20 protein-coding genes are annotated in these 22,347 nt (G+C 45.0%); 9 read left to right on the top strand and 11 right to left on the bottom strand.

Features of this window, described 5'->3' with window-relative positions; all coding sequences use genetic code 11:
• On the top strand, window positions 1-71 hold a 71-nt coding region (locus F0251_RS24660), incomplete at its 5' end, for an IS3 family transposase (RefSeq protein ID WP_367613550.1).
• A 91-nt stretch (window positions 72-162) separates the two neighbouring features.
• On the opposite strand, the gene xni is transcribed toward F0251_RS24660, so the two are convergent.
• The 5 genes from xni to queF form a co-directional block, all read right to left on the bottom strand.
• Window positions 163-936 (bottom strand): flap endonuclease Xni, encoded by a 774-nt coding sequence (gene xni, locus F0251_RS12205; RefSeq protein WP_061032578.1) that lies wholly within the window; start codon window positions 934-936, stop codon window positions 163-165.
• A 93-nt stretch (window positions 937-1,029) separates the two neighbouring features.
• Window positions 1,030-2,394 carry a nucleotide 5'-monophosphate nucleosidase PpnN gene (gene ppnN / locus F0251_RS12200; protein WP_008222901.1) on the bottom strand — a complete coding sequence of 455 codons (1,365 nt, stop codon included), beginning with the start codon at window positions 2,392-2,394 and terminating at the stop codon, window positions 1,030-1,032.
• Window positions 2,395-2,705: 311 nt separating this feature from the next.
• A complete protein-coding gene (locus F0251_RS12195; protein ID WP_171731054.1) occupies window positions 2,706-4,271 on the bottom strand; it encodes a diguanylate cyclase in 1,566 nt (521 codons plus the stop codon).
• 118 nt (window positions 4,272-4,389) lie between these two features.
• Complete coding sequence (locus tag F0251_RS12190; protein ID WP_061032581.1) at window positions 4,390-6,648, bottom strand: lipopolysaccharide assembly protein LapB; 2,259 nt, start codon at window positions 6,646-6,648, stop codon at window positions 4,390-4,392.
• A 53-nt stretch (window positions 6,649-6,701) separates the two neighbouring features.
• A complete protein-coding gene (queF, locus tag F0251_RS12185) occupies window positions 6,702-7,547 on the bottom strand; it encodes an NADPH-dependent 7-cyano-7-deazaguanine reductase QueF (RefSeq protein WP_105057506.1) in 846 nt (281 codons plus the stop codon).
• Between the two features lie 143 nt (window positions 7,548-7,690).
• Between queF and syd the strand changes: the two genes are divergently transcribed.
• The 3 genes from syd (at window position 7,691) to F0251_RS12170 (ending at window position 10,572) form a co-directional block, all read left to right on the top strand.
• Window positions 7,691-8,236, top strand: coding sequence for a SecY-interacting protein (gene syd / locus F0251_RS12180; RefSeq protein WP_004738534.1), 546 nt, complete (start codon window positions 7,691-7,693; stop codon window positions 8,234-8,236).
• Between the two features lie 4 nt (window positions 8,237-8,240).
• Window positions 8,241-9,017, top strand: coding sequence for a Zn-ribbon-containing protein (locus tag F0251_RS12175; protein ID WP_061032583.1), 777 nt, complete (start codon window positions 8,241-8,243; stop codon window positions 9,015-9,017).
• 349 nt (window positions 9,018-9,366) lie between these two features.
• Window positions 9,367-10,572, top strand: a complete 1,206-nt coding sequence (locus F0251_RS12170) for a carbohydrate porin (RefSeq protein ID WP_171731053.1) — start codon at window positions 9,367-9,369, stop codon at window positions 10,570-10,572.
• Window positions 10,573-10,665: 93 nt separating this feature from the next.
• Here the strand turns inward: F0251_RS12170 and F0251_RS12165 are convergent, their stop codons facing one another.
• From F0251_RS12165 to metN, 3 genes are all read right to left on the bottom strand, one after another.
• Window positions 10,666-11,475, bottom strand: coding sequence for a MetQ/NlpA family lipoprotein (locus F0251_RS12165; protein WP_061032585.1), 810 nt, complete (start codon window positions 11,473-11,475; stop codon window positions 10,666-10,668).
• Window positions 11,476-11,556: 81 nt separating this feature from the next.
• Window positions 11,557-12,240, bottom strand: coding sequence for a methionine ABC transporter permease (locus F0251_RS12160; RefSeq protein WP_008222912.1), 684 nt, complete (start codon window positions 12,238-12,240; stop codon window positions 11,557-11,559).
• A complete protein-coding gene (gene metN, locus F0251_RS12155) occupies window positions 12,230-13,264 on the bottom strand; it encodes a methionine ABC transporter ATP-binding protein MetN (protein WP_061032586.1) in 1,035 nt (344 codons plus the stop codon). Before metN ends, F0251_RS12160 begins: the two co-directional genes overlap by 11 nt.
• 240 nt (window positions 13,265-13,504) lie before the next feature.
• Between metN and gmhB the strand changes: the two genes are divergently transcribed.
• From gmhB to treC, 5 genes are all read left to right on the top strand, one after another.
• A complete protein-coding gene (gmhB, locus tag F0251_RS12150) occupies window positions 13,505-14,056 on the top strand; it encodes a D-glycero-beta-D-manno-heptose 1,7-bisphosphate 7-phosphatase (protein WP_004738542.1) in 552 nt (183 codons plus the stop codon).
• Between the two features lie 43 nt (window positions 14,057-14,099).
• Window positions 14,100-14,435 carry an MliC family protein gene (locus F0251_RS12145; RefSeq protein WP_171731052.1) on the top strand — a complete coding sequence of 112 codons (336 nt, stop codon included), beginning with the start codon at window positions 14,100-14,102 and terminating at the stop codon, window positions 14,433-14,435.
• An 89-nt stretch (window positions 14,436-14,524) separates the two neighbouring features.
• A complete protein-coding gene (gene treR, locus F0251_RS12140; RefSeq protein WP_008222915.1) occupies window positions 14,525-15,469 on the top strand; it encodes a trehalose operon repressor TreR in 945 nt (314 codons plus the stop codon).
• A 204-nt stretch (window positions 15,470-15,673) separates the two neighbouring features.
• Window positions 15,674-17,098, top strand: coding sequence for a PTS trehalose transporter subunit IIBC (gene treB / locus F0251_RS12135; protein WP_216610932.1), 1,425 nt, complete (start codon window positions 15,674-15,676; stop codon window positions 17,096-17,098).
• A gap of 118 nt (window positions 17,099-17,216) precedes the next feature.
• On the top strand, window positions 17,217-18,902 hold the full coding sequence (gene treC, locus F0251_RS12130) for an alpha,alpha-phosphotrehalase (RefSeq protein WP_105057500.1): 1,686 nt from the start codon (window positions 17,217-17,219) through the stop codon (window positions 18,900-18,902).
• Between the two features lie 144 nt (window positions 18,903-19,046).
• Here treC and F0251_RS12125 read toward each other — a convergent pair whose 3' ends face one another.
• The 3 genes from F0251_RS12125 to F0251_RS12115 form a co-directional block, all read right to left on the bottom strand.
• A complete protein-coding gene (locus F0251_RS12125) occupies window positions 19,047-19,958 on the bottom strand; it encodes a hypothetical protein (RefSeq protein ID WP_171731050.1) in 912 nt (303 codons plus the stop codon).
• Between the two features lie 147 nt (window positions 19,959-20,105).
• Complete coding sequence (locus F0251_RS12120; protein WP_171731049.1) at window positions 20,106-21,623, bottom strand: winged helix-turn-helix domain-containing protein; 1,518 nt, start codon at window positions 21,621-21,623, stop codon at window positions 20,106-20,108.
• An 88-nt stretch (window positions 21,624-21,711) separates the two neighbouring features.
• Window positions 21,712-22,314 (bottom strand): YitT family protein, encoded by a 603-nt coding sequence (locus tag F0251_RS12115; protein WP_061032592.1) that lies wholly within the window; start codon window positions 22,312-22,314, stop codon window positions 21,712-21,714.
• Window positions 22,315-22,347 lie beyond the last annotated feature (33 nt).

Genomic DNA, 22,347 nt, shown 5'->3' with positions numbered 1-22,347 from the left:
AACGTATAAAAGTGAAACTAAAAGGCCTGACTCCGATAGAATATCGAACTCAGGCCTTGAAAGCCGCTTAACAGAAATGTCCAACTTTACGGGGTCACTTCAGTATCGACTAAGGCTTTTCTGTATCTGGAACTTCGTATAACAAAGGGTTTCTATATAGAGCTAAGCGCTTGCTTCGTAACGAATATCTTGCAGGTTAAAACCTAAATCTATGTCTGTTTTGAGAGCTGAGACTTGCTTACACACTCGAGCGGACTCAATGTGTTCATCAAACTTCTTACGATATTTTTTGGGTAAATCTTCCGCTTGAAAGGCCGTTTCAATATCAGGGTAAGTGGTTAAGATCTCTTTGGCTGCTTTTGGCCCCACGCCTGGGATGCCTGGCACTTGGCTAGAGCTAACACCGGTTAACCCCCAGTAATCTGCAAGCTGCTCTGGTTTTACGCCAAACTCCGCCTCGATAAAGGGTTTATCTAACCAGCGGTGTTGGAAATAATCGCGGATCTGCAGGGTTGGCGACAACAGTTGGCAGTAGCCCTTATCTGTAGAGATGATGGTGACGGTTTCGCCATGGTCTGCGACTTTCTTAGCCAGCGTTGCCACTAAATCATCTGCTTCATCACCATCGGACAGTAACGAATCTATGCCTAACTCCCACCAAGCTTGTTGGATTGCATCAAGGCCTTGCATGAGTGGCTCTGGCATGGGTTTTCGGTTCTGCTTGTATGCAGGCAGTACTTCCGCGCGCCAGCCTCGGTCTTGCAGGTGGTGGTCAAACACCGCGATGATATGAGTCGGCTTAGACTCTGAAGTAATCTTATTTAGAGTACGAGTTGTGGTGGTGATGGTTCTTGCTATATCGGTTGGATCCGGCTGAGCCGAGTGCACGCGTCGGATGAGATTCAAGGCATCGATAATAACAAGATGGATAGACATAAGTTTCCACTAAATAGGCAATAAAAAAGGGGCTGCTAGCCCCTTATAGTAACGTATCAGTTAGTGAGTTGAAACGTTGGTAACGTAAACGCCTTAATCACGTGAGGCGATTTTATAGCAAGGCACGTAGTCGGTCCCGCCCGGTAGCTTCATTCGATGTTGCTCAACAAAGTCGTTAAGCAGTTGGTCCATTTTGGTCATTAGCTCTTTGTCACCATCGATAATGAATGGGCCGTGTTTTTCTATCTCTAGAATACCTTCAGCTTTGACATTACCCGCAACAATGCCCGAGAACGCTTTGCGCAGATTCGCCGCAAGGCTTTCTGTTTTCTGGTCCATATGTAGGTCGAGTGCCGCCATCGATTCGTGAGTCGGATCGAAAGGCAGTTGGAACTCAGGTTCAATATGCAGTGACCAGTTATAGCTGTAGGCATCGCCGGTCTCTTTACGGTGAGAACGGACATCCGGCATAGCTTGCTTCATGATTTTCGCGGCGCGAGCCGGGTCATCAATTACGATCTCATAATGTTTTTGTGCTTCTGGACCTAATGTCTCGCCAATGAATTTATCAATTGAGCGGAAGTAGGCTTCACTCTCCTTCGAGCCCGTTAATACAATCGGCATTGGCTGATCGGCATTGTTCGGGTGCATCATAATACCTAAGATGTACAACAGTTCTTCGGCAGTACCAGGGCCGCCAGGGAAAATGATGATGCCGTGCGCCATACGAACAAACGCCTCAAGACGCTTCTCGATATCTGGCATGATCACTAGCTCATTCACGATAGGGTTTGGTGGCTCAGCCGCAATGATAGATGGTTCAGTAAGACCTAGGTAACGATGATCAGTGTAGCGTTGCTTCGCGTGACCAATCGCCGCTCCTTTCATTGGGCCTTCCATCGCGCCCGGTCCACAACCGGTACAGATGTTGAGCTCGCGCAGGCCAAGTTCATTACCCACTTCACGAGTGTATTGGTATTCGCTGGCATTGATTGAGTGACCGCCCCAACACACGATGAGGTTCGGTTCGATGCCCGGAGTCAGCGCGCCTGCATTTCTTAAAATACCAAACACTAGGTTGGTGATATGAGTAGCATTGGTCAGGTTAAGCCTTTGGTTGTCGGCTAGGTGCATGTTGACGTACACAATGTCACGCAGCACTGAGAATAGGTGCTCTTGTATCCCTTTGATGATTTCACCATCGACAAAGGCATGTTCTGGTGGGTTGCTCAGTTCGAGCTTGATACCACGCTCACGGCGCACGACTTCGACATCGAACGACAGATATTTGTCGAGCAACTCTTTGGAGTTGTCGGTATGGCTACCTGAGTTGAGTACCGCTAACGTACAGTTACGATACAGTTGGTACAGATCACTAGACGCGGTTTTCTTAAGACGCTCAACCTCAAGTTGAGAGAGTAAATCCATGCTACCGGCAGGGCTAATATGAGTGATCATAGTGCCTCCTTGTTGAAAAGAGCAGGGGAGACAGTTAAGTAACCCTCTGGCTCGAGAGTGAGAAGCAAACGTTGAAAGTGTTTGGTTAAGGGTGAGAGAGTTAACCAGACGAAACGGATACGACAGCGTTGCTTAATGGATTATATAAAAATTGGTTAAGAGCAAATATACGGTTGCTTGAAATCTTATATACAGCATTGCTTGCCAAGAATGCTTGTTAAGCGAATGTTAATCATTAGCTTAGCAAACATTTAGGAAATTGGTATGTGATAAGTATTTGAAAAAATGAAATAAATTAAATCTAGGGCTGCTTAGTTCCAAACAAGTTGGTTGGTTCCACGATGTTTTGCTTTATTTAATGTTTTATTGAGTCGCTCTAACACTTCTTCTGGCGTATCTGACTCTTTGAATTGAGTGCTGGCTGCACATAAGGTGATGGTGATTTGTTGGTCACGGAACTTAAATGGTAAACGGCTTACCTGAGTTTGAATGTTTTGAATCACCTGATGGCAAGATTCATCGGTTTGTTCTGGTAGCAATAAGATAAATTCTTCACCAGAAAAACGCGCTACGGTATCGGTATTGCTGGCTTCTTTGGTGATGGTTCTTGCGATGATCTTTAGGGCTTTATCGCCCGCAGTGTAACCAAAGCTGTCGTTGATCGATTTGAAATTGTCGATATCAAGCAGTACTACACGTAGCGAGTGTTGTGCGCGAATCCAACGGCGGTACTCAAGCTCTAAACGATCGGTAAACGCGGTACGGTTGTACACCTTTGTTAGAGGGTCAAGCAGCATACGCTGAGCCTGATCTTCTAAACGCTTACGGTAATCTTGAGTCACTTCATATAGGGAATCGAGCTGAGTTTTTCCGTAGCTCATTCGTTCGATCAGTGCTTGCTCTTTTTGCTCGGCGTGATTCAACCTTTCAGATAGAGAGGCGATTTCACTGAGTAGAGGATTGATCGACTGTTTTAAGCTATCAATATCCTTCGCTCTCTCAACTGAGCTTTGGCTTTTGCTCACCAGCTCAGTGAGCTCAGAGTTGAGGCCTTGGCGGTGCTCAAAGTAGCTCTGACTTTGATCGGTATTCTGGTCTGCGGTTTTTATGCTCGATGCGAGTGACGCGTTGAGTTGGTCGATAAACTGCTCAGATTTTTTACGCTCTAGTGTGGTGCCTTCAATCACTAGCTTGAGGATCTGAAGTGTCAGCTCAAGCAGGTTTTGTGTAGAAACACCAAGCAATAGCTTTGCGCGAATATCGGTCAGCACATCACCTGATTCGCCCTCAAAATCGAGTTCGGTAATCAGATGTTGTAATTCGTTTGATAGATCAGAAAGGAGTTCTTGTTCTGGGCTGTGTGCAGTGTCGGCGAACTGAGAGCGTGAGTTATTCGCCATGATCTTTATGGCACGCTCATAAATACCGAGCAGTTTTATTGCATGGTCGACTTTCTGACTACCATTGCATTCGGAGAAGCTAAGTAAGTTTCGTAGGTCGCGTTTAAGCTGTGCTGGAAGGCCGGTTATGCGTTGCAGCGTTTCCCCACTGTGCTTAATGCTATCGTCCAGATATCCGTTCTGTTTATCCATAGCCAAGGTTTTCTGCTTCAGCATCCTTTCTAGTACTGCCAGCTTTGGGATCATCGAGCTAATGTCTTTCTGTTTTTCTAGCTCTTCCCTAAGGGCAATGAGGTTTTCATCTAAATGGCTATTACTGCCAACGCACGCGTCACTTAAAGATGTGACGATTCGCTTTAGAACTTTCTGTTCGCGAATAAATTTGAACGAGGTGTCTCTTTGCGTCAAACGAACTTGCTCCAACTGAAATTTCAGCTGGTGGAGTTGCGCCTGAATGTCTTTTTCAAGAATGCCCATAGATGTATTAATTAGCGCCGCGTAGATCGATCTCGATCATTTTGATGAAATTCCGTTACATCGATAATAACAAAACTAAAAATAAGGTCACGAGTTGCAAGTCTTAACCGCTCGCAAATCAGTCATCTTTTAGCATTTTTTTGATGTTGTCCTCATTCTGATACGAGGATTGTATCTTTATTAACCCTTGATTAATCGCATGTTTACACGCTTCTCTTATGTTACCGGTTGCAAGGCTCGCAGCCGGTGCGTTGTCGATAGCTTTGAGGTATACCCATTGGCTGCTGCGCTCTTTGAGACTTATCTCACGCGCCAGATTTGTCGACATCAGTAGCACATCTAATAACTCTTGATCGTTAATCGCAGTGTACGCGCGTGGCAAGAATGGGTAGTCAGCGATGCCCATGCGAACCGTGCGATTGATATTGCGTTCAGTCTCGAATTCATTCACCCAAGATTGAACCTTTCTGAACATGGCTTCAGGCGATGAATCACGATCTGAATTCGGTTCTATATAGAGCAGGTTGGCATCCGAGAAGTGGTAGACGCGAGATGGACCTTCCAGTTTCGACTTGAGGAACTCACCGAACGAATCTTCAAGCTCTAGACCTGCTTTATAGCCGTTCTGTGTGTACATATTGCGTAGGAAAGGCAAATCAATCATCACGAAGCGCAGACGGTCATTCAATGGCTCATGAATCAATTCACCCATCTGCCACTGTTCAAAGGTTTGGCTGGTTTGCTCTAAAGAGTTCGACAGTTTGGCGTTGAGCATTCTTAGGTTCGGCAGTTTCGAACGCGAGTGCGTAAAGAGGTCGGTGCGCAGTGAATCCACCTCTTTGGCCAAGGTTTGAATAATGTAGCCTCGGCGTAACACAAAGAAGAACAACACAATGCTGAATAGGAATAGTGCGAACGCGATCTTCTGGAACTTGCGATGTTCAAGTTTGTATTTCTCTAGCTCTTGAGCTTGTCCTGCGTAGTGTAAGGTCTGCTCGGCAAACTCTTTCTGTTGGCGGAATGCATCTTCGCCAACACGGTTGAGTTTTTGCTGCTCTAAAGAGACTAGGCTGTTGTACTGTTTGAGATTAGCGAGTGCCTGTTGAGGGCGACCTGCTTGTTCGTAACCCAAAGAGAGCAAGTAGTATGAGCGTTGTGATAAGCGTGAGTTCTCGACTTGGCGTGAGATCTCAAGCGCGCGTGTCGCATGCTTGATCACATCTTCACTCTCTTGAAGGTGGTAAGCCAGCCCAGCGGATAGGAGCGCAGCACGTCCTTCCAGCTTTGGAATATCGGTATACTCTAGCAGTTCAAGGGCACGTGTGAGGTACTGTTCTGCTAGAGGGTAATTATAAAGGCGTAGGTAAGTCGCTGATAAGCTTAAACGAATATCGATGACTTGGTAGATATCTCGGTCAGTACTTTCATGATCCAGTACGTTGAAGAAATGCACTAGGGCAAGGTTGTATTTGCCTTGGTAGAAGTACACATCACCCATTTTCTTAAGCACTTGTGCTAATACTGGGGAGTTTTCAAAGTTGTCATAAAAATCAGCAGCTTGAGATAGATGTTCTAGTGCTTTATCTAACACTTGGCGCTCAAAGAACAGTTGGGCCAGTAGGCGGTTTACTTTCGCTAACCGTGCACTTAGGTTGCCTTCCACTGATTTCCAGTAGCCATATAATAATTCGGACAGCGCGTGATTGTACTCTTTGTGGTTCAGGTAAAATTCACCGACTGCGATGTGGTAGTCGATGGATACTTTTTCGGAGTAGCGTTGATCGAGGTAATTCTTGGCTTCTTGGTAGAACTTTTCCGCTTCATCTACCTTGTTGTCGTATGACGCGATGTCAGCTTTCAACATGATTAAGCGGTAGGTGATGCCTTCGGTTAAGCGCAAGGTTTTACTTACTGACTCAAGGTTAGCTTCTATATTCTCTAGCGCAGTATTGGCTTTGTCGGATTTTTTATCATTGAGCCATACTAAACGAACTTTTAAGATCTCAAGATCCACCTTTAGATAGTCGAGCTTATAGGTTTTAGCGAGCTCAGAAGCTTTTTCGATGTGCTTAATCGCAATACGAATATTGCCAAGGTTGTACTCTGCTTTCGCTAAAATCTTGTAGGCATCGATACTGCTGTTAGGAGTACGGATCGAGGAGTCTGTCTCTTCGCGCGAAATCGCCGAAGGGCTTTTCTCGCGCTGATCAGAAAGGACACGAAGCGTCAGGTAGCTGTTGGCCATTTGTTTTGCTTGGCTTGGTTCAATCTCAACCAAGTTATTGGCTTCGTTGAGTAGCGCCGAGGAATAGACCGACGCATTCACCGAGGTGCTCAAGCTTAAAATAAATAGGCTAACAACGTATAACCAACGCATTTCAATGTCCTTTAAAGATTAGGTAGGTGCCAAATAAGTGTGTGGTTTGCCTATTATTGGCGAGCCATACGCTTATTGTGGTTTGGTCTATCTTGCTCTGTTGAACGGTATGGGTTGATATCTAGACCACCACGACGCGTGTAACGTGCAAACACAGTTAACTTCGAAGGCGCGCAGTATTTCATGATATCAGTGAAGATACGCTCAACACATTGTTCGTGGAATTCGTTGTGCTCACGGAAAGAAACTAAATAGCGCAGCAGGGCTTCACGGTCAATTTGCTTGCCTGAATATGCGATCTCAACGCTGCCCCAGTCTGGTTGATTGGTGATCAAGCAGTTCGATTTTAATAGATGGCTGTGCAGTGTTTCTTCCACCTCTTGCTCGCCAGCAGCACCTTCAAGCAGTGACGCTTCAAAGTCGTAGCTAGTGATTTGAATATCTTGGTTATCGATACATTCGCCTTCCATCGTCACGATAGGTTGGTTGGTGTAGTCGGTTACCGAGTTAACATTCACGATCACAGCTTCGCCTGCACATGCCGATAGGTCTTGCGTTAAGCGCTCAGTCACTTGTTCCCAGTTGTCGAATTGAGTCTGGTTGTAGCTGTTCAGGTATAGCTTGAAAGATTTTGATTCAATTAAATTTGGGCTAGTTGCTGGGATGAAAACTTCACCCACCGCCACTTGTGGTAGGCCATTTGTGTTCAGCCACGAAAGCTCGTACATGGTCCAAATATCATGACCAACAAAAGGCAATTCGCCGTTTAGCGCGAGATCATCACGATTCAGGCTACGCGGTACTGGTTGCAATAAACTTGCATCGTATTGGTTAGAGTACTCAGTTTTTTGGCCCAGCGTTAAACCCGCTAGTTCTTTTGCGTCAGAATATTTGCTCATACTTTCGTTTCAAATTCGATTAGAATGGGGTCGATTTTACTGAATCCCCTTTACCCTGTCATTAAGTCATCGCTTATTAGATAAGCTTATTCGGCAAGGAGAGGCTCAGATTCTATTTATTATTATGTGTTTAGGAGATTTTCATGACTCAACGTGCTCAAGACGCACTGGTTTCTTTTAGTCAACGATACGTTGACGCGTGGCAACAGCAACACCAAAGCTTACCTCGCAATGAGGAGTTGGTGGACATCGTATCGCCATGCGTAGAAGAAAAGAGCGGTGACGCCGTGTTATGGAAACACTATCCACGTGAGCAATTTGCTGATTTTACTAACGTAGAAACGGGCATTGAGCTAACACTGCATGAAGACATCAAAACCTTCTACGGTGCTCAATACAGCGCAGATATGAATGCGACATTTGACGGTAATGAGCTGACCCTTCTGCAAATTTGGAGTGATGAAGACTTCGAATGCCTGCAAGAAAACATTCTAGGTCACTTGGTAACGCAGCGTCGCCTAAAGCTGAAACCGACGGTTTTTATCGCAGCAACTGATGCTGAGCTGGATGTTATCTCTATCTGTAACTTAACTGGCAACGTGATTTTAGAGCGCTTAGGCACCAAAAATCGTGATGTACTTGCTGAGACATTGGCTGAGTTTTTAGAAAAGCTACAACCAGCGGTATAAATAGATGTACGTATTAGAACTTCAATTTGAGTGTTTTGATAACACAACAGTAAGCGCTGTCGACAAGGCGGTGAATGGCTTAATGGATGCACTGCGTTATAACGGACAAGTGCTCGGCCGTGAGTTTCCTATCGTGATGGGTGATGGTGAATTTTATGTTCGTGTTGTCTGCCCAGAGCAAGACAGCTTGCACCCGCGTAACCACTCAGATTTCGTAAAAGTGTGTTTAGATCGTCTGTCTAATGCGAGCCTGCTTACTCCGAAAATGCGCTTACTGGGTCGAGATTTGAACTCAGAAGAAGTGGCTGAAGATGAAGCGCCAAGTTGGCAAGTGCTGTACACCACCTTTGTGCATACCTGCTCACCGCTGCGCAGTGGTGATAGCTTGTTGCCGATCCCACTATACCGTAATCCACCGACCTTTAATGGCGACCATAAAGCTGTGCTGAAATGGCAGACTGAATGGCAAGCCTGTGATGAAGTACAAATGGGTGGTGGCTGTCGAGCTGAACACGCAACCTTGACGGAAATCAGCGATACCAAAAGCGTATTGTTTAAGCGTGGTTGGGGTTTGAGAGGGCGCATCGAATATCTGACTAAGATCCCCACTTACTACTACTTGTACCGTGTGGGCGGCACGAGTTTGAAAGATGAAAAAGAGCGTAAATGCCCGCAATGTGGCGGTGAATGGCTGCTAGATGCGCCGATCCACGATATTTTCTATTTCAAGTGTGATGACTGCCGTCTGGTATCAAATATCTCTTGGGATCAACTTAAATAATCCAGCTGAGCTTATTTAATCGTCAAGTTTAGGTGTCGAGGTATCAATCAGATGCTTCGATACCTGTTTTATTTATCCATTTTTCTCTTTCCCTGACTCTCTGTTTTATTCTCTTATCTGTTCTCAACTAGACCCATTTTGTGCTTTATGCCTCCATTTTTATCCCGAAGTATTCATCAGGCTAATCCTACACCTATCAACTTTTTCTGATTTCAATAGTTAACTTGATCACAGTAATGGATCAGTTCTCTTTCAATTTATATTCCTCTCAATATAAATGGGATCGATCCCATGGGAATGTTCCCATTTATAAATAATAACCTGATTCTAGATCTGAAAGGAATGGACGATGAAACTGTTACCTATTGCTGCTGCACTCTCTACTGCGTTACTGACACCTAATTTATACGCTGATGAAACCACGCCATTGGAGTTCAATGGCTACATGCGGGGCGGCGTTGGCCTTAGTAATGAAGGCGGCTCAAACAGCAAGTGGGAGGTGAGTAAAGTTGGCCGACTCGGCAACGAAAATGACCTATATGGTGAGTTTGGCTTTAAGAAAGAGGTGTATGCTGAGGACGACGTTTCATTTTTAGTTGATTCCATGTTGTCGTACTGGCAAGGCCAAGATGAGAACGCGGCGGATAAAAGCGTTGATGTGGTTCAACTTAATGTTCAAGCGGTAGGACTTTTTGAAGATAAAGACATTGGTATTTGGGCGGGTGAGCGCTACTACCAACGCCATGATGTACACATTGTTGATAATTACTACTGGGATGTAAGTGGTATTGGTGCCGGTGTTGAACATATCAATATGGGACCAGGTAAATTATCGGTGGCATTGATTCAAGATACGGTGACAGGTGATGTGTTTGATGGCAAAGAAACCACAGCCATGATTGCTGATATACGCTATGCAGGTATTCCATTGTGGAACAATGCGGATCTTGAGGTTGGTATTGATATGAACTTCGCCAATGAAAAGCAGGGTCAAACGGTGGATGCGGATGATAGTGTGATGCTAACGGCGAGCTTAAATCAGAATTTAGTAGGTGGTTTCAACAAGACCATTCTTCAAGTTGCTAATTCTGGTTATGCTGAGCAGATGACGACCTTTGGGTCTGGTAAGGGTATCGTTCGTGATGCCAACAATAATGATGCGGATGGCTTTCGATTGATTAACTGGGGCGTACTAGAAATCGGTGAGAATATCGAATTTGGTCACACGGTGCGTTATGCCGCATCATCCGGTGTGGGTGCGAACAACAGTGATGATGAGTCGTTCAGTGCCGTGATTCGCCCGCTTTATAAGTGGGACAAGCGCATGCGTACCATCCTTGAAATTGGTGGCTTTGTGGAGACCATTGATAACCAAGACAGCGCGGGCGGTAAGTTTACCGTTGCTCAGGCTTGGGTACCGCAAGTGGGTTTCTGGTCTCGTCCTGAGTTCCGTATCTTTGCGACATACCTGAATGATGCAGAAAACGACAATGCTTTCGGTGAAGGTAAAAGCAGTGAAATGAGTGTCGGTATGCAAGTAGAAGCTTGGTGGTAAGCTGAGCCTCTCGAATTAAATGCGAACAATAAAAAAGGGGCTGACATAATGTCAGCCCCTTCGGGTATCTATATGATGCTGCAGTTTAGGTGATTACCAACCTTTAACTACGCCACCTTGGAAGATGTCAGATGCCGCGTTGTACACTTCTTCAGTTTGGTAAGCTTTAACGAAGTTTTGTACGTTTTCAGCGTTTAGGTTCTCTTCACGAGACACAATTAGGTTCACGTATGGAGAATCTTTGTCTTCAACGAATACGCCATCTTTTTGTGGAGTCAGGTTGATAGAGCTCGCGTAAGTTGTGTTGATGATAGAAAGCGCTACGTCATCAAGAGAACGTGGCAGTTGTGCTGCATCTAACTCAACAATCGTTAGGTTTTTCGGGTTCTTAACGATGTCACGAACTGTTGCAAGAAGACCTGCACCTTCACGAAGCTCAAGTAGACCTTGTTGCTCAAGAAGCAGTAGAGAACGACCTAGGTTTGTCGGATCGTTTGGTACAGCGATGCGCGCGCCATCTTGGATTTCGTCTACCGATTTCACTTCTTTCGAGTAACCTGCAATTGGGTAAACAAACGTGTTACCAGCGATTGTCAGTTTGTAACCACGGTCAGCCACTTGCTGATCTAGGTATGGTGCATGTTGGAATGCGTTGATGTCGATAGAACCGTCATCTAGTGCTGCGTTTGGTGTTACGTAATCAGTAAAAGTAACCAGTTCAACGTCTAGGCCGTACTTCTCTTTCGCTACTTTAGCTGCAACTTCTGCAACCTGAGCTTCAGCACCTGCCATTACGCCTACTTTTACTTTAGACGTATCAACTTCTTTATCACCACAACCTGCTAGAACTAGCGCTGAAGCTGCCGCTGCGATAGTTAGTAAACCTTTAAGGCTAAATTTCATAATAATCTCCTTTTAATAAATCTATTTAATTTGGTTCAGACGACTCTTGTCTTAGATAGTTTGCGTTTTAACGCTGAGTCTTTATCTGTGGTCAACGCGGCGAACTAATGAATCACCGATTGATTGAATAATTTGTACAAGCACAATCAACATCACTACCGTTACAGCCATGATGGTCACATCGTAACGGTGGAATCCGTAACGAATCGCCACATCACCTAGGCCGCCGCCGCCAACCGTACCTGCCATTGCTGAGTAGCTCACTAGGGTAACGAGTGTGATGGTTACTGAGTTGATAATAGTCGGTAGTGCTTCAGGAAGCAGAACTTTGCTAATGATTTGTGTTGGTGTCGCGCCCATTGATTGCGCTGCTTCAACTAGGCCCGTTGGTACTTCAAGCAGTGCACTTTCGATAAGACGAGCAACAAATGGGATTGCACCAATGGTTAGTGGAACAATCGCCGCTGTTGTACCGATAAAGGTGCCAATCAGCATCTTGGTCAGTGGGATAATCGCTACCATCAATACTAAGAAAGGCACTGAACGGCCGACGTTGACTACCGCGCCAAGAATTTGGTTAAGCTTGGTGTTTTCTAGCAAGCCGCCTTTTTTGGTGGTGTGTAGAATCACGCCTAGGGGAATACCGACAGCAAAGCCAACGATGCCAGCGACAGCTACCATGTAAAGTGTTTCGCCCGTTGCTTCTAATAGAAGGTTACCGTTAAGGCTGATCCAGTCAGCAATCTCGTTGAAACTAAAGGACATAACCAAGCACCTCTACTTTTACATTGTTATCGCGTAGGAATTGGATAGCAGCATTATCATCTGATTCGTTGCCGAACAGTTCAGCCACCATCATGCCGAACTTCACACCACCGGCGTAATCAAGGTCAGAGCTTAGAATGCTGACATCGATATTAAATTTACGAGCGATTTGCGTCATTAGTGGAGCATCAACGGTTGCACCTGTGAACTCAAGGCGTACCAGAGGGTAACTGCCATCGACTCGAGTTTCTTGCAAGCGTGCTTGGTAATCTTCAGGGATCGTTAGATCTAAGGTTGAACGAATAAATTGATGCGCTAGTTCAGTCTTAGGATGCGCAAAGATGTCGCCAACCGTGCCTTTCTCTACCAATTCACCACCACCGATGATCGCTACTTCGTGACAGATGCTCTTAACCACATCCATTTCATGCGTAATAAGCAGGATAGTAATGTGTAGCTTACGGTTGATTTCACGCAACAGTTCAAGGATCGATTGAGTGGTTGCAGGATCCAGAGCGCTGGTCGCTTCATCACACAGCAGTACTTTCGGGTCTGATGCCAGTGCACGAGCAATCGCGACACGTTGCTTTTGACCACCACTTAGGTTTGCAGGGTAAGTATCACGCTTGTCTGCAAGGCCAACCAGTTCAAGTAGCTCACTGACTTTCGCTTCGATAACCGCTTTATCTTTACCGGCTAGCTCTAGAGGAAGTGCTACATTGTTAAATACAGTACGAGAAGACAGCAGGTTGAAGTGCTGGAAAATCATGCCGATGTTACGGCGCGCTTCGCTAAGCTCTGATTTGCTGAGTTTTGTTAGGTCGATACCATCAACAATCACTTCACCCGAAGTCGGGGCTTCCAACATATTTACACAGCGGATTAGGGTACTTTTGCCTGCCCCTGAAGAGCCTATGACTCCAAAGATTTGACCTTGAGGAATGTGGAGGTTGATATCAATTAAGGCATTGATTTCTTTAGTGCCTTGATAAAAAACCTTATTGACTTGATTCACTTTAATCATAGAGAAACCCGTGCAGGTAGAACAGAATAATATGTCGATAGCTCGCTCGATTTACAGATGATGCTATGGTGTTCCGTGATCTAAGTCAATAGATATTTTTACGTCTAGACGGCTAAACGTCGATTGTATTGCTAAGATGGAAACAAATCGTTAACGAACGCAAAACTAAATAGATAGTGATGAAGCAAATAAAGCGTGTAATAATTAATGATTAATAGAGAGTTGATAGAGAACAAAATTTTGTCTAAACCTGCTGTTTTTTTAGATCGTGATGGTGTGATTAATGTTGATCACGGCTACGTACATGATGAGCATGACTTTGAATACATCGATGGTGTGTTTGAAGCGGCGAAAGCGTTTAAAGATATGGGTTATTTATTGGTGCTTGTGACTAACCAGTCTGGTATTGCTCGCGGCATGTTTAGTGAAGACCGTTTTCTCTCTTTAACGCAGTGGATGGATTGGAACTTTGTCGATAATGGCGTTGAGCTGGATGGCATTTATTACTGCCCTCACCACGCTGAACACGGTATTGGTGACTACAAGCAAGATTGTGATTGCCGTAAGCCAAAGCCTGGCATGTTCATTTCCGCGCGTGACTTTCTAAAGATTGATATGGCTAACTCCGTAATGATCGGCGATAAAGCTGAAGACATGATGGCTGCAGAAGCGGCAGGTGTTGGCACTAAGGTATTGGTAAGAACCGGTAAACCAATCACTGAAAAGGGTGAAGCCTTGGCAAGCGTTGTCCTTGATAGCATTGCGGACGTGCCTGCTTTCCTGAAAGGCTAAGACATGTCACGACCTTTATCGGTATAAAGATGAGGAACGAAGTATGAAAGCTATGTTGGTAGCATCTCTATGTACGGTAGCATTAATGGGGTGCTCTAAATCAGCAGCGCCGGATAGTGCTGCATCGGACAATCAATTCGTGACTTATCAATGTGAGTCTGACGTTTCATTTGAAGTGGCTTACCTTGATAATGAGAAAGCGGTATTACGTTTACCTGAAAATGAATACCGTCTGACTCAAGTGGCAGCAGGTTCAGGCACCAAATACATCTTAGATGATGGTACTGCGGAGCTTATCAACAGCGTCACTTTACGTACTAAAGGTGACAACGCACGTCTAGAACTTGGCCGTGTGGTCTATCGAAACTGCCGAAAGTAAGTCATAGTTAACGACTAAGATTTACAAACAGTTAAGTGAGGGATTATGCCCTCACTGCTTATTTTCCTCCCTTTAACGTTAGACTTTTTATGAGCAAAAAACTCACTATTCTCGATATTGCTAAGCTGTCCGGTGTTGGTAAGTCAACCGTATCTCGCGTTCTGACCAATGATCCTAAAGTCAAACCTGAAACCCGTGAAAGGGTGGAAAGAGTAATTCAAGAATCTGGGTACACGCCTTCAAAGTCTGCGCAATCAATGCGTGGTGGCAGCCAAAAAGTCATCGGCGTGATCATCTCTCGTTTGGACTCTCCCTCTGAAAACAAAGCGGTAAGTACTATGCTAGCTGAGTTGTATCGAGCAGATTACGATGTAGTGATCATGGAAAGCCAACTCGACAGAGACAAAGCCAATGAACACCTTCAGGTTCTAAAGCGTCGCAATGTGGATGGCATCATTGTGTTTGGCTTTACGGATTGTGACATCCCTGCTATCGAAGCTTGGGGGCACAAAGCTGTGGTGATTGCGTTGGATACTGAAAACGTAACGTCTATTAACTATGACAACCAACAGGTGATCAACAGTGCGTTAGCGCATCTGTCGGATCAGGGGATCTCCGATGTTGGATTTATTGGTGTCGATCCTAGCGATAAATCAACCGGTGAACTTCGTCTCAAGGCTTATCTAGATTGGTGCGAGAACAGTGGGGTGATTGCGAATTATCGTACAGGTCAACTTCATCATGAAAGCGCTTATCAGTTAGTGGATGAGGTACTGACTCCTACAACCCAAGCGATTGTCTGCGCCAGTGACACATTAGCTCTTGGTGTAATCAAGCGCCTGCAAGAACGACAACGTGAAGATGTCGTTGTAACCGGTGTTGGTGGTAACGATCTTCTCTCTTTCTTGTTTCCTCGCGTATTTAGTATTGATCCTGGTTATCAATCTGCAGGCAAGTTGGCTGCTAATTTATTGATATCTCAGCTTTTAGGTAATACAGAGATCTCTCATCACACTCAATCACCAATTCAATAATCCACTCAATTAAGCGAAATTGAACCGCTTAGATTAAAATTAGAGTGTGATCTCTTTCAATTAATGGGACTGTTCCCATTTTAATTTATCATTCAGCTAGGCATTATAATAACCAGTTTTGGGAATGTTCCCATAAATCTAAGCCTGAGTGATTGTGACTGAATGGTTTAGATGATTCATTGAATGAAACCAGGGTGGGGTAGTATGAGTAAGATAGCGAAGCAAGACATTACGCGTCTTATCGAGTTAGTCGGCGGCAAAGAAAATATTGCGAGTGTCAGCCATTGTCTGACTCGTCTGCGTTTTGTATTGAATGAGACAGAACAAGCAAATAAAGCAGAACTAGAAAAGCTCAAGCTAGTTAAAGGCTGCTTTACCAACGCAGGTCAATTCCAAGTAGTTATTGGCACCGAAGTTGATGAAGTGTACGCACTTCTGATTGAGCAAACGGGTAAAGAGGCCTCATCAAAAGATGAAGCGAAGCTAGCCGCTCGTCAGAACATGAACTTCCTTGAACGTGGTATCTCCCATTTAGCCGAAATTTTTGTACCACTGCTGCCTGCTATTATTACTGGTGGTTTGATTCTTGGTTTCCGTAATGTGATTGGCGACATTCGCATGTTCGACGGCAAAACCTTAGTTGAAATCAGCCAATTCTGGGCAACCGTTCACTCTTTCTTGTGGCTGATTGGCGAAGCGATTTTCTTCTTCCTACCGGTTGGTGTGTGTTGGGCGACGGTTAAGAAGCTCGGCGGAACCCCTATTTTGGGTATCACGCTCGGTGTGACCTTAGTGTCGCCGCAGCTGATGAACGCTTACATGATAGGTAAAGCCGTTCCTGAAGTGTGGGACTTTGGCTTTTTTGTTATTGAGAAAGTTGGCTACCAAGCACAGGTGATCCCTGCGATGCTCGCTGGTGTGGCATTAGCCTTCATTGAAACCAACCTTAAGCGCATCGTGCCTGCTTACTTGTACCTTGTGGTTGTGCCATTTGTATCGATCATTTTGTCTGTGATTCTAGCGCACGCTTTCATTGGTCCATTCGGTCGTATGCTGGGTGATGGCGTCGCATTCGCAGCGAAAGCGGCCATGACAGGTGATTTCGCGATTCTTGGTTCAGTGGTATTTGGCTTCCTTTACGCACCTTTGGTTATTACGGGTATTCACCACACAACCAACGCCGTCGATTTGCAGTTGATGCAAGATTTAGGCGGTACGCCAATCTGGCCTTTGATTGCGCTATCTAATATTGCACAAGCTTCAGCGGTTGTTGGCATCATTATCTTAAGTAAACGCGAAGGTGAACGAGACATCTCGGTTCCAGCAGCAATCTCTGCCTACTTAGGTGTGACAGAGCCTGCGATGTACGGCATCAACTTGAAATACAAATTCCCAATGCTGAGCGCAATGATCGGCAGTGCCGCTGCGGCTGCAATCTGTGGTAGTGCCGGTGTGATGGCGAATGGTATCGGGGTTGGTGGCTTGCCGGGCATCTTATCTATTCAACCGCAATATTGGTCTGTTTACTTAATTGCGATGCTGGTGGCGATTGTATTACCTGTAACCTTGACGCTGTTCTTCTACAAGCGCGCACAGTCAAAAGGTGAGCTCGAAACCGCAAACGCGTAACGCATTTTATAAGCGATGACTTCAATTGAGTCATCGCTTTTTCTCTTAGAAATGACTTCTATTCGACCATGTGAACATGGTGATTTTAATTTATATTTTTGGTAAGTGAGTGTTAGAGATGGCGATGACTGAACATGATGAAAGCTGGTGGAAAACCGCAACCATCTATCAAATCTACCCAAAGAGCTTTTGTGACAGTGGAAGCAAAGGAACTGGTGATATCAAAGGGATCATTTCGAAACTGGATTACCTCAAACACTTGAGTGTCGATGCAATTTGGTTAACTCCGGTTTACGCATCGCCAATGATTGATAACGGCTACGATATTTCAGATTACTACGCGATTAACCCTCAATTCGGCACTATGGAAGACTTCGACTTATTGCTGGCTGAAGCACATCAGCGTGGTATTCGTATCGTGATGGATATTGTGGTTAACCATACCTCCACTGAGCATGTATGGTTCCAATCTGCTTTGGGCGACAAAAACAGCCCTTACCGCGATTATTATATCTGGAAAGATCCAGTAGATGGTCAAGCTCCAACTAACTGGCAGTCTAAGTTCGGTGGCAATGCGTGGGAACTCGATGAGGCGACTGGTCAATATTACCTTCACCTGTTTGCCAAAGAGCAAGCCGACCTGAACTGGGAGAATCCGGTCGTTCGTGAAGAAGTGAAAGACGTTATCAGCTTCTGGGCTGAGAAGGGCGTCGACGGTTTCCGCTTAGACGTGATTAACCTGATTTCAAAGCAGCAAGATTTCCCTAATGACGATATCGGTGATGGTCGCCGTTTTTACACCGACGGCCCACGTGTGCATGAATATCTAAAAGAGATCAGCGAAGCGGTATTCAAGAAATATGGCAGCGTGACGGTTGGTGAGATGTCTTCGACGACACTCGAGCATTGCCAGCAGTACTCAAACATTGATAACAGTGAGTTATCGATGGTGTTTAACTTCCACCATCTTAAAGTGGATTACACCAATGGTGAGAAGTGGACTAATGCACCATTTGATTTCTTGCAACTCAAATCGATCTTCAACCATTGGCAAACAGGCTTAAATGGAAAAGGTTGGGGCGCGCTGTTTTGGTGTAACCATGACCAACCGCGAGTGGTGAGCCGTTTAGGTGATGATAAGAACTACCGTGTTGAGTCGGCTAAAATGCTGGCGGCGTCTGTCCATATGATGCAAGGCACGCCTTATATCTATCAAGGTGAAGAGATTGGTATGACGAATCCAGGTTATACCGAAATTAGCCAGTATCGTGATGTAGAGAGTACTAACATGTACGACATCATGGTCAATCGCGATGGTGTGGAGCATAAAGATATGATGGCGATTCTAGCGCAGAAGTCTCGTGATAACTCTCGTACACCGATGCAATGGAATAGCGAAGCATATGCGGGCTTTTCAAAAGCTCAGCCATGGCTGGATGTTGCGAACAACTACCCTGAGATCAATGCAGAGCAAGCACTGGAAGACACAGACTCGGTGTTTTATTTCTACAAGAGTTTGATTGAACTTCGTAAAGAAGTGCCTGTGATTACTCATGGTAGTTATCAAGATTTGCTACCTGAGCACCCATCGGTATTTGCGTATTCTCGTGAGAGTGAAGAGCAGACTCTACTGTGTATTAATAACTATTATGGTGAAGGGTCGGAATGTACTTTACCTGAGCGTTTTGATATGACGAATGCCAAGTGCTTGCTTTCTAACTATCAAGAGACAGATGGCTCAGTAACATCGCATCATCAAGTATTGCGCCCTTACGAGACTCGTATTTTGTTGATTGAGGGCTAGCTAGCCAGGTCACTTTATTAAGGTATATCTAAACACAAAATAAAGCTCATGATCTTTAGTACCCCAGTAGGTCATAAGCTTACCAACAAGGCTTTGGATTGCTCCCCAAAGCCTTTTTACATCAGTGTGCTGCAGTTAGTATCACTAGGCTTTTTCTATTGCTGTCAGCTTAGCTGCTGATTCCTCAATGGTGGATTGTTCCACTGACATCAATTCAATCTGCTCAATCAGGCCAATCGTTGGGTTGAACCAGCGCTCAGACGATGTACCAAACTCTGCTGAATCCATACCGACACAGCCAATGTAGTAAGTGTTTTTCTCCGTAAGATTCGCAGCTTCGATCGATTTACCCGAAACAGTGAAGCTTTTACGTACACCTGTTTCATTGATTTCTTGCTGCCAAGTAACTTGGCATGACGCATCAGTTGGCAGTGATTGCACCCACTGGTGATCCTCAAAGTCACTCAACATATTCGCGACGGCTTCTCCATCAAGCGTGATCTGCAGTGAAATGGTTTCTTCGCTGATATCAATAATTGGGTTGCTCTCTTTTACGTCTGTTCCTTTCAAACGGAACAGTGGGCTGCTGTACATCATTCTTGTGATGTATTGGCTACCAATGAAGTAAGCATTGGTGATTTCGTGTAACCCACGGTCAGGACCTGCAAAATAAATGCTGCCGTCTTCTTGTGTGCCTTCAGCATTCGTCATGATGTCTTCAGAGACATAAAACTCGGTGATGCCGTAATTGATCAGGTCGTTGATAACTTGAATTTCCGCTTCATTGCCTGACTCTGATTCTAAACCTGCAATGACGAGCTCACCACTTAACGGCGTGAAGTTCATCGTCATCGAGCCTTCATTTTCACCATCTTTGGTAAATGCGTATTTCAATGCTGTGCTTGTTTGAGGCGCGAATTGAGAGTCATTGATTGGGTAATCGACTTGATTGCTTGGGCCTTTATTGCCATTGGTTGAACCAGAAGAAGAGCCGCCTCCGCCACAGCCATAAAGAGCAAAAAGAGAAGTCGCAAGCAGCGTCATGGTTTTTTTCATGTGAAGCATTCCTAATAATGTTGTTGACCGTGAGCGGTCGGATGTTTTTAGGAATGCTATTGATATGAGGGTTTATAGGGCAAAAAACGAAGACACATGAAACCTTAATTTATATTTAAGTTGCTGTTATTAATGGTTTTATATTATTTAGTCCGATAGTTGATGCCCGACAGCGGTACAGTAATTTAGCATCAGATTCTCCCACTGCTTGATGATCAGCGGCTCTTTGACACTGAGTTTTAGATTTTTCCAAGGCTGAAGGCAGGTCGATTTTGACTCTGGCTTGGATAAGCGCGCAAACAGTTCTTCCGATGGAACGACTCGTAGTAAGGCAACCAAAGACTCCATGTAGTTGAGGCGAAACTTATCCATGTCTCCTTGCTTATAAGCGATGTGAGATACCACCATATAAACCAGAGCATTTTCGATAGTCGAGTTTCCGGCGGTGTTGGTTAAGAATTCCTTCGAAGTTTGCAGATCTCTCAACTTGAAGTGAATAATCCCCAGCCACAGCTTAAGTTCGTCTGGAATCAACTTAAAGTGGGTTTGCACTAGGCTAGTAAATCGAATCAGTCGCTGGTGATCTGTCTCAAATAGCGCTAGCTGGCGAGCGATCAGCGTTGAGGTCATCACGTTGAGTGGTACGTTCTCAAGATCGATAGTTGTGCCATTCAATAGAGCACTTAATGCGTGATTGTCGACAGACCATTCCGGATAGAGCGGAGCAGGCAGAGCAAAGTAGCTCGCAAGTTCTTGGTTAATCTCCATCAAGCTCTCGCTGAGATTGTCTATCTCAATAGAATAAACGCCACGAAAGGCAAGCTTACCTGAGCTCGGGTAGATAAGGCTGACCTTGGCTGCGAGTCGTTTGTCGACCTCTTGGTCCTTCAGCTGAATATTAAGCAGATAGTCACTGGTGCGCATGTTCTTTGCACCAGGGAAGAAAGGAGAGCTATCTATCGGGTCTAGGAAGTAACTTGGGGCATCTTGGTTGGCTAAATCGGTATAGGCGTACTCAATTTGTTGTTGAAGCAACAGAGCTTTAACCATCTTGCGATAATGTCTTGCATTGTCACCGACCGCATCGATGCGATTGAGTAGCAGCTCAACCTTAGGAATTAACCTCTGTTCACGTTCAACCTCAGAGGCATGGTTCGACGAATGCCATAACATGTAACCCAAGCTTGCTGTAGTGATCAGTAACACCAGAGTCGTTAACAGGAGAACAGAGGTCACTAGCGTCGGAGTCTTTCGCGCTTTCGGTTGTTCTGTTTCCAAAACTGTTTCTGCTGTTTCAGATGCTGCATTAGATAAGCTGACCGAGCTAGGGCTAAGAAAGTAGCCTTTGCGGGGGTAAGTGACCAAAATCTTGGTAGCGTCGCTCTCAGGCAAGTGTTTTTGTAGTACCGAGCGAAGTGTGCTGATTCGGTTGGTGAGTACGTTTTTGGAGATGAAATTACTTTGCCAAACTGCCGAGATAATTTGCTCTGCCGCTAATGGCTCTCCGACGCTCGTGAGAAATAGCTCAAGTAACTCGATAGAACGAGGCTCTAAATCGATGAGCTGCTCGTTGCAACTCAAGACACGTGTCATTGGGTTGAATTCTAAACCTTCAATGAAGATCGAGGTTTGAGTGTCTTTGGCGCTGGAGAGGTAATCTTGCATATCGAAAGAGGGGTAGCTTATAAAAGCTAAATACTAGCTGTTTTCGTTATGAAAAACAGCTAGTAATTCATTGATTGGATAGCTAGTGTTAAGACGCGTAGTTCACCGAGTAGCGTGTGGGCTTATGATTCATCGCTAGTACGATATTCAATACTGCTGTACCTAGCACTGACACTGCAATCACCCAAGGCGATACAAAGAAGAATGAGGCAAACAGAATACACGCGTCGATCGCCATTTGAGTTTTACCCACTGAGATGCCGTAGCGATCTTGAATAAATAGACACAAGACGTTGAAGCCGCCTAAGCTCGAACGATGACGGAATAGAATCAGCATACCCAAGCCCATCAATAAACCACCGGCTACTGCACAGTAGATCTCATTATGAACTTCGAGCGAAATAACCAAGTATAAATGATCGGCAAACACAGACACTAAAGCGCCGGAAATCGCACTGCTGATCGCAAAGCTGCGACCAAAACGTTTCCACGCCAATAGATAGAATGGACAGTTAGCGACAAAGTATAGAATACCGAAGGTTACAGGTAAAAATTGACTCAACAGTAGAGCCAAACCAGTAGTACCACCGGTAAGCAGGTGCGCAGACTGTAAAAAGAAGACGCCTAACGCTACTAAAAACGTGCCCGTCAGGACTGCAATCCAATCTTCTTTACGTGAGTGTTTTTCCATCGTTTTAATAATTACCTAATCAATAAAGGCGTG

This window comes from Vibrio sp. 070316B, assembly GCF_013114115.1.
In the GTDB taxonomy this organism is placed as follows: Bacteria; Pseudomonadota; Gammaproteobacteria; order Enterobacterales; family Vibrionaceae; genus Vibrio; species Vibrio chagasii_B.
The sequence above is the reverse complement of the archived record's forward strand: the minus strand, read 5'-3'. Positions and strand labels throughout refer to the sequence as shown.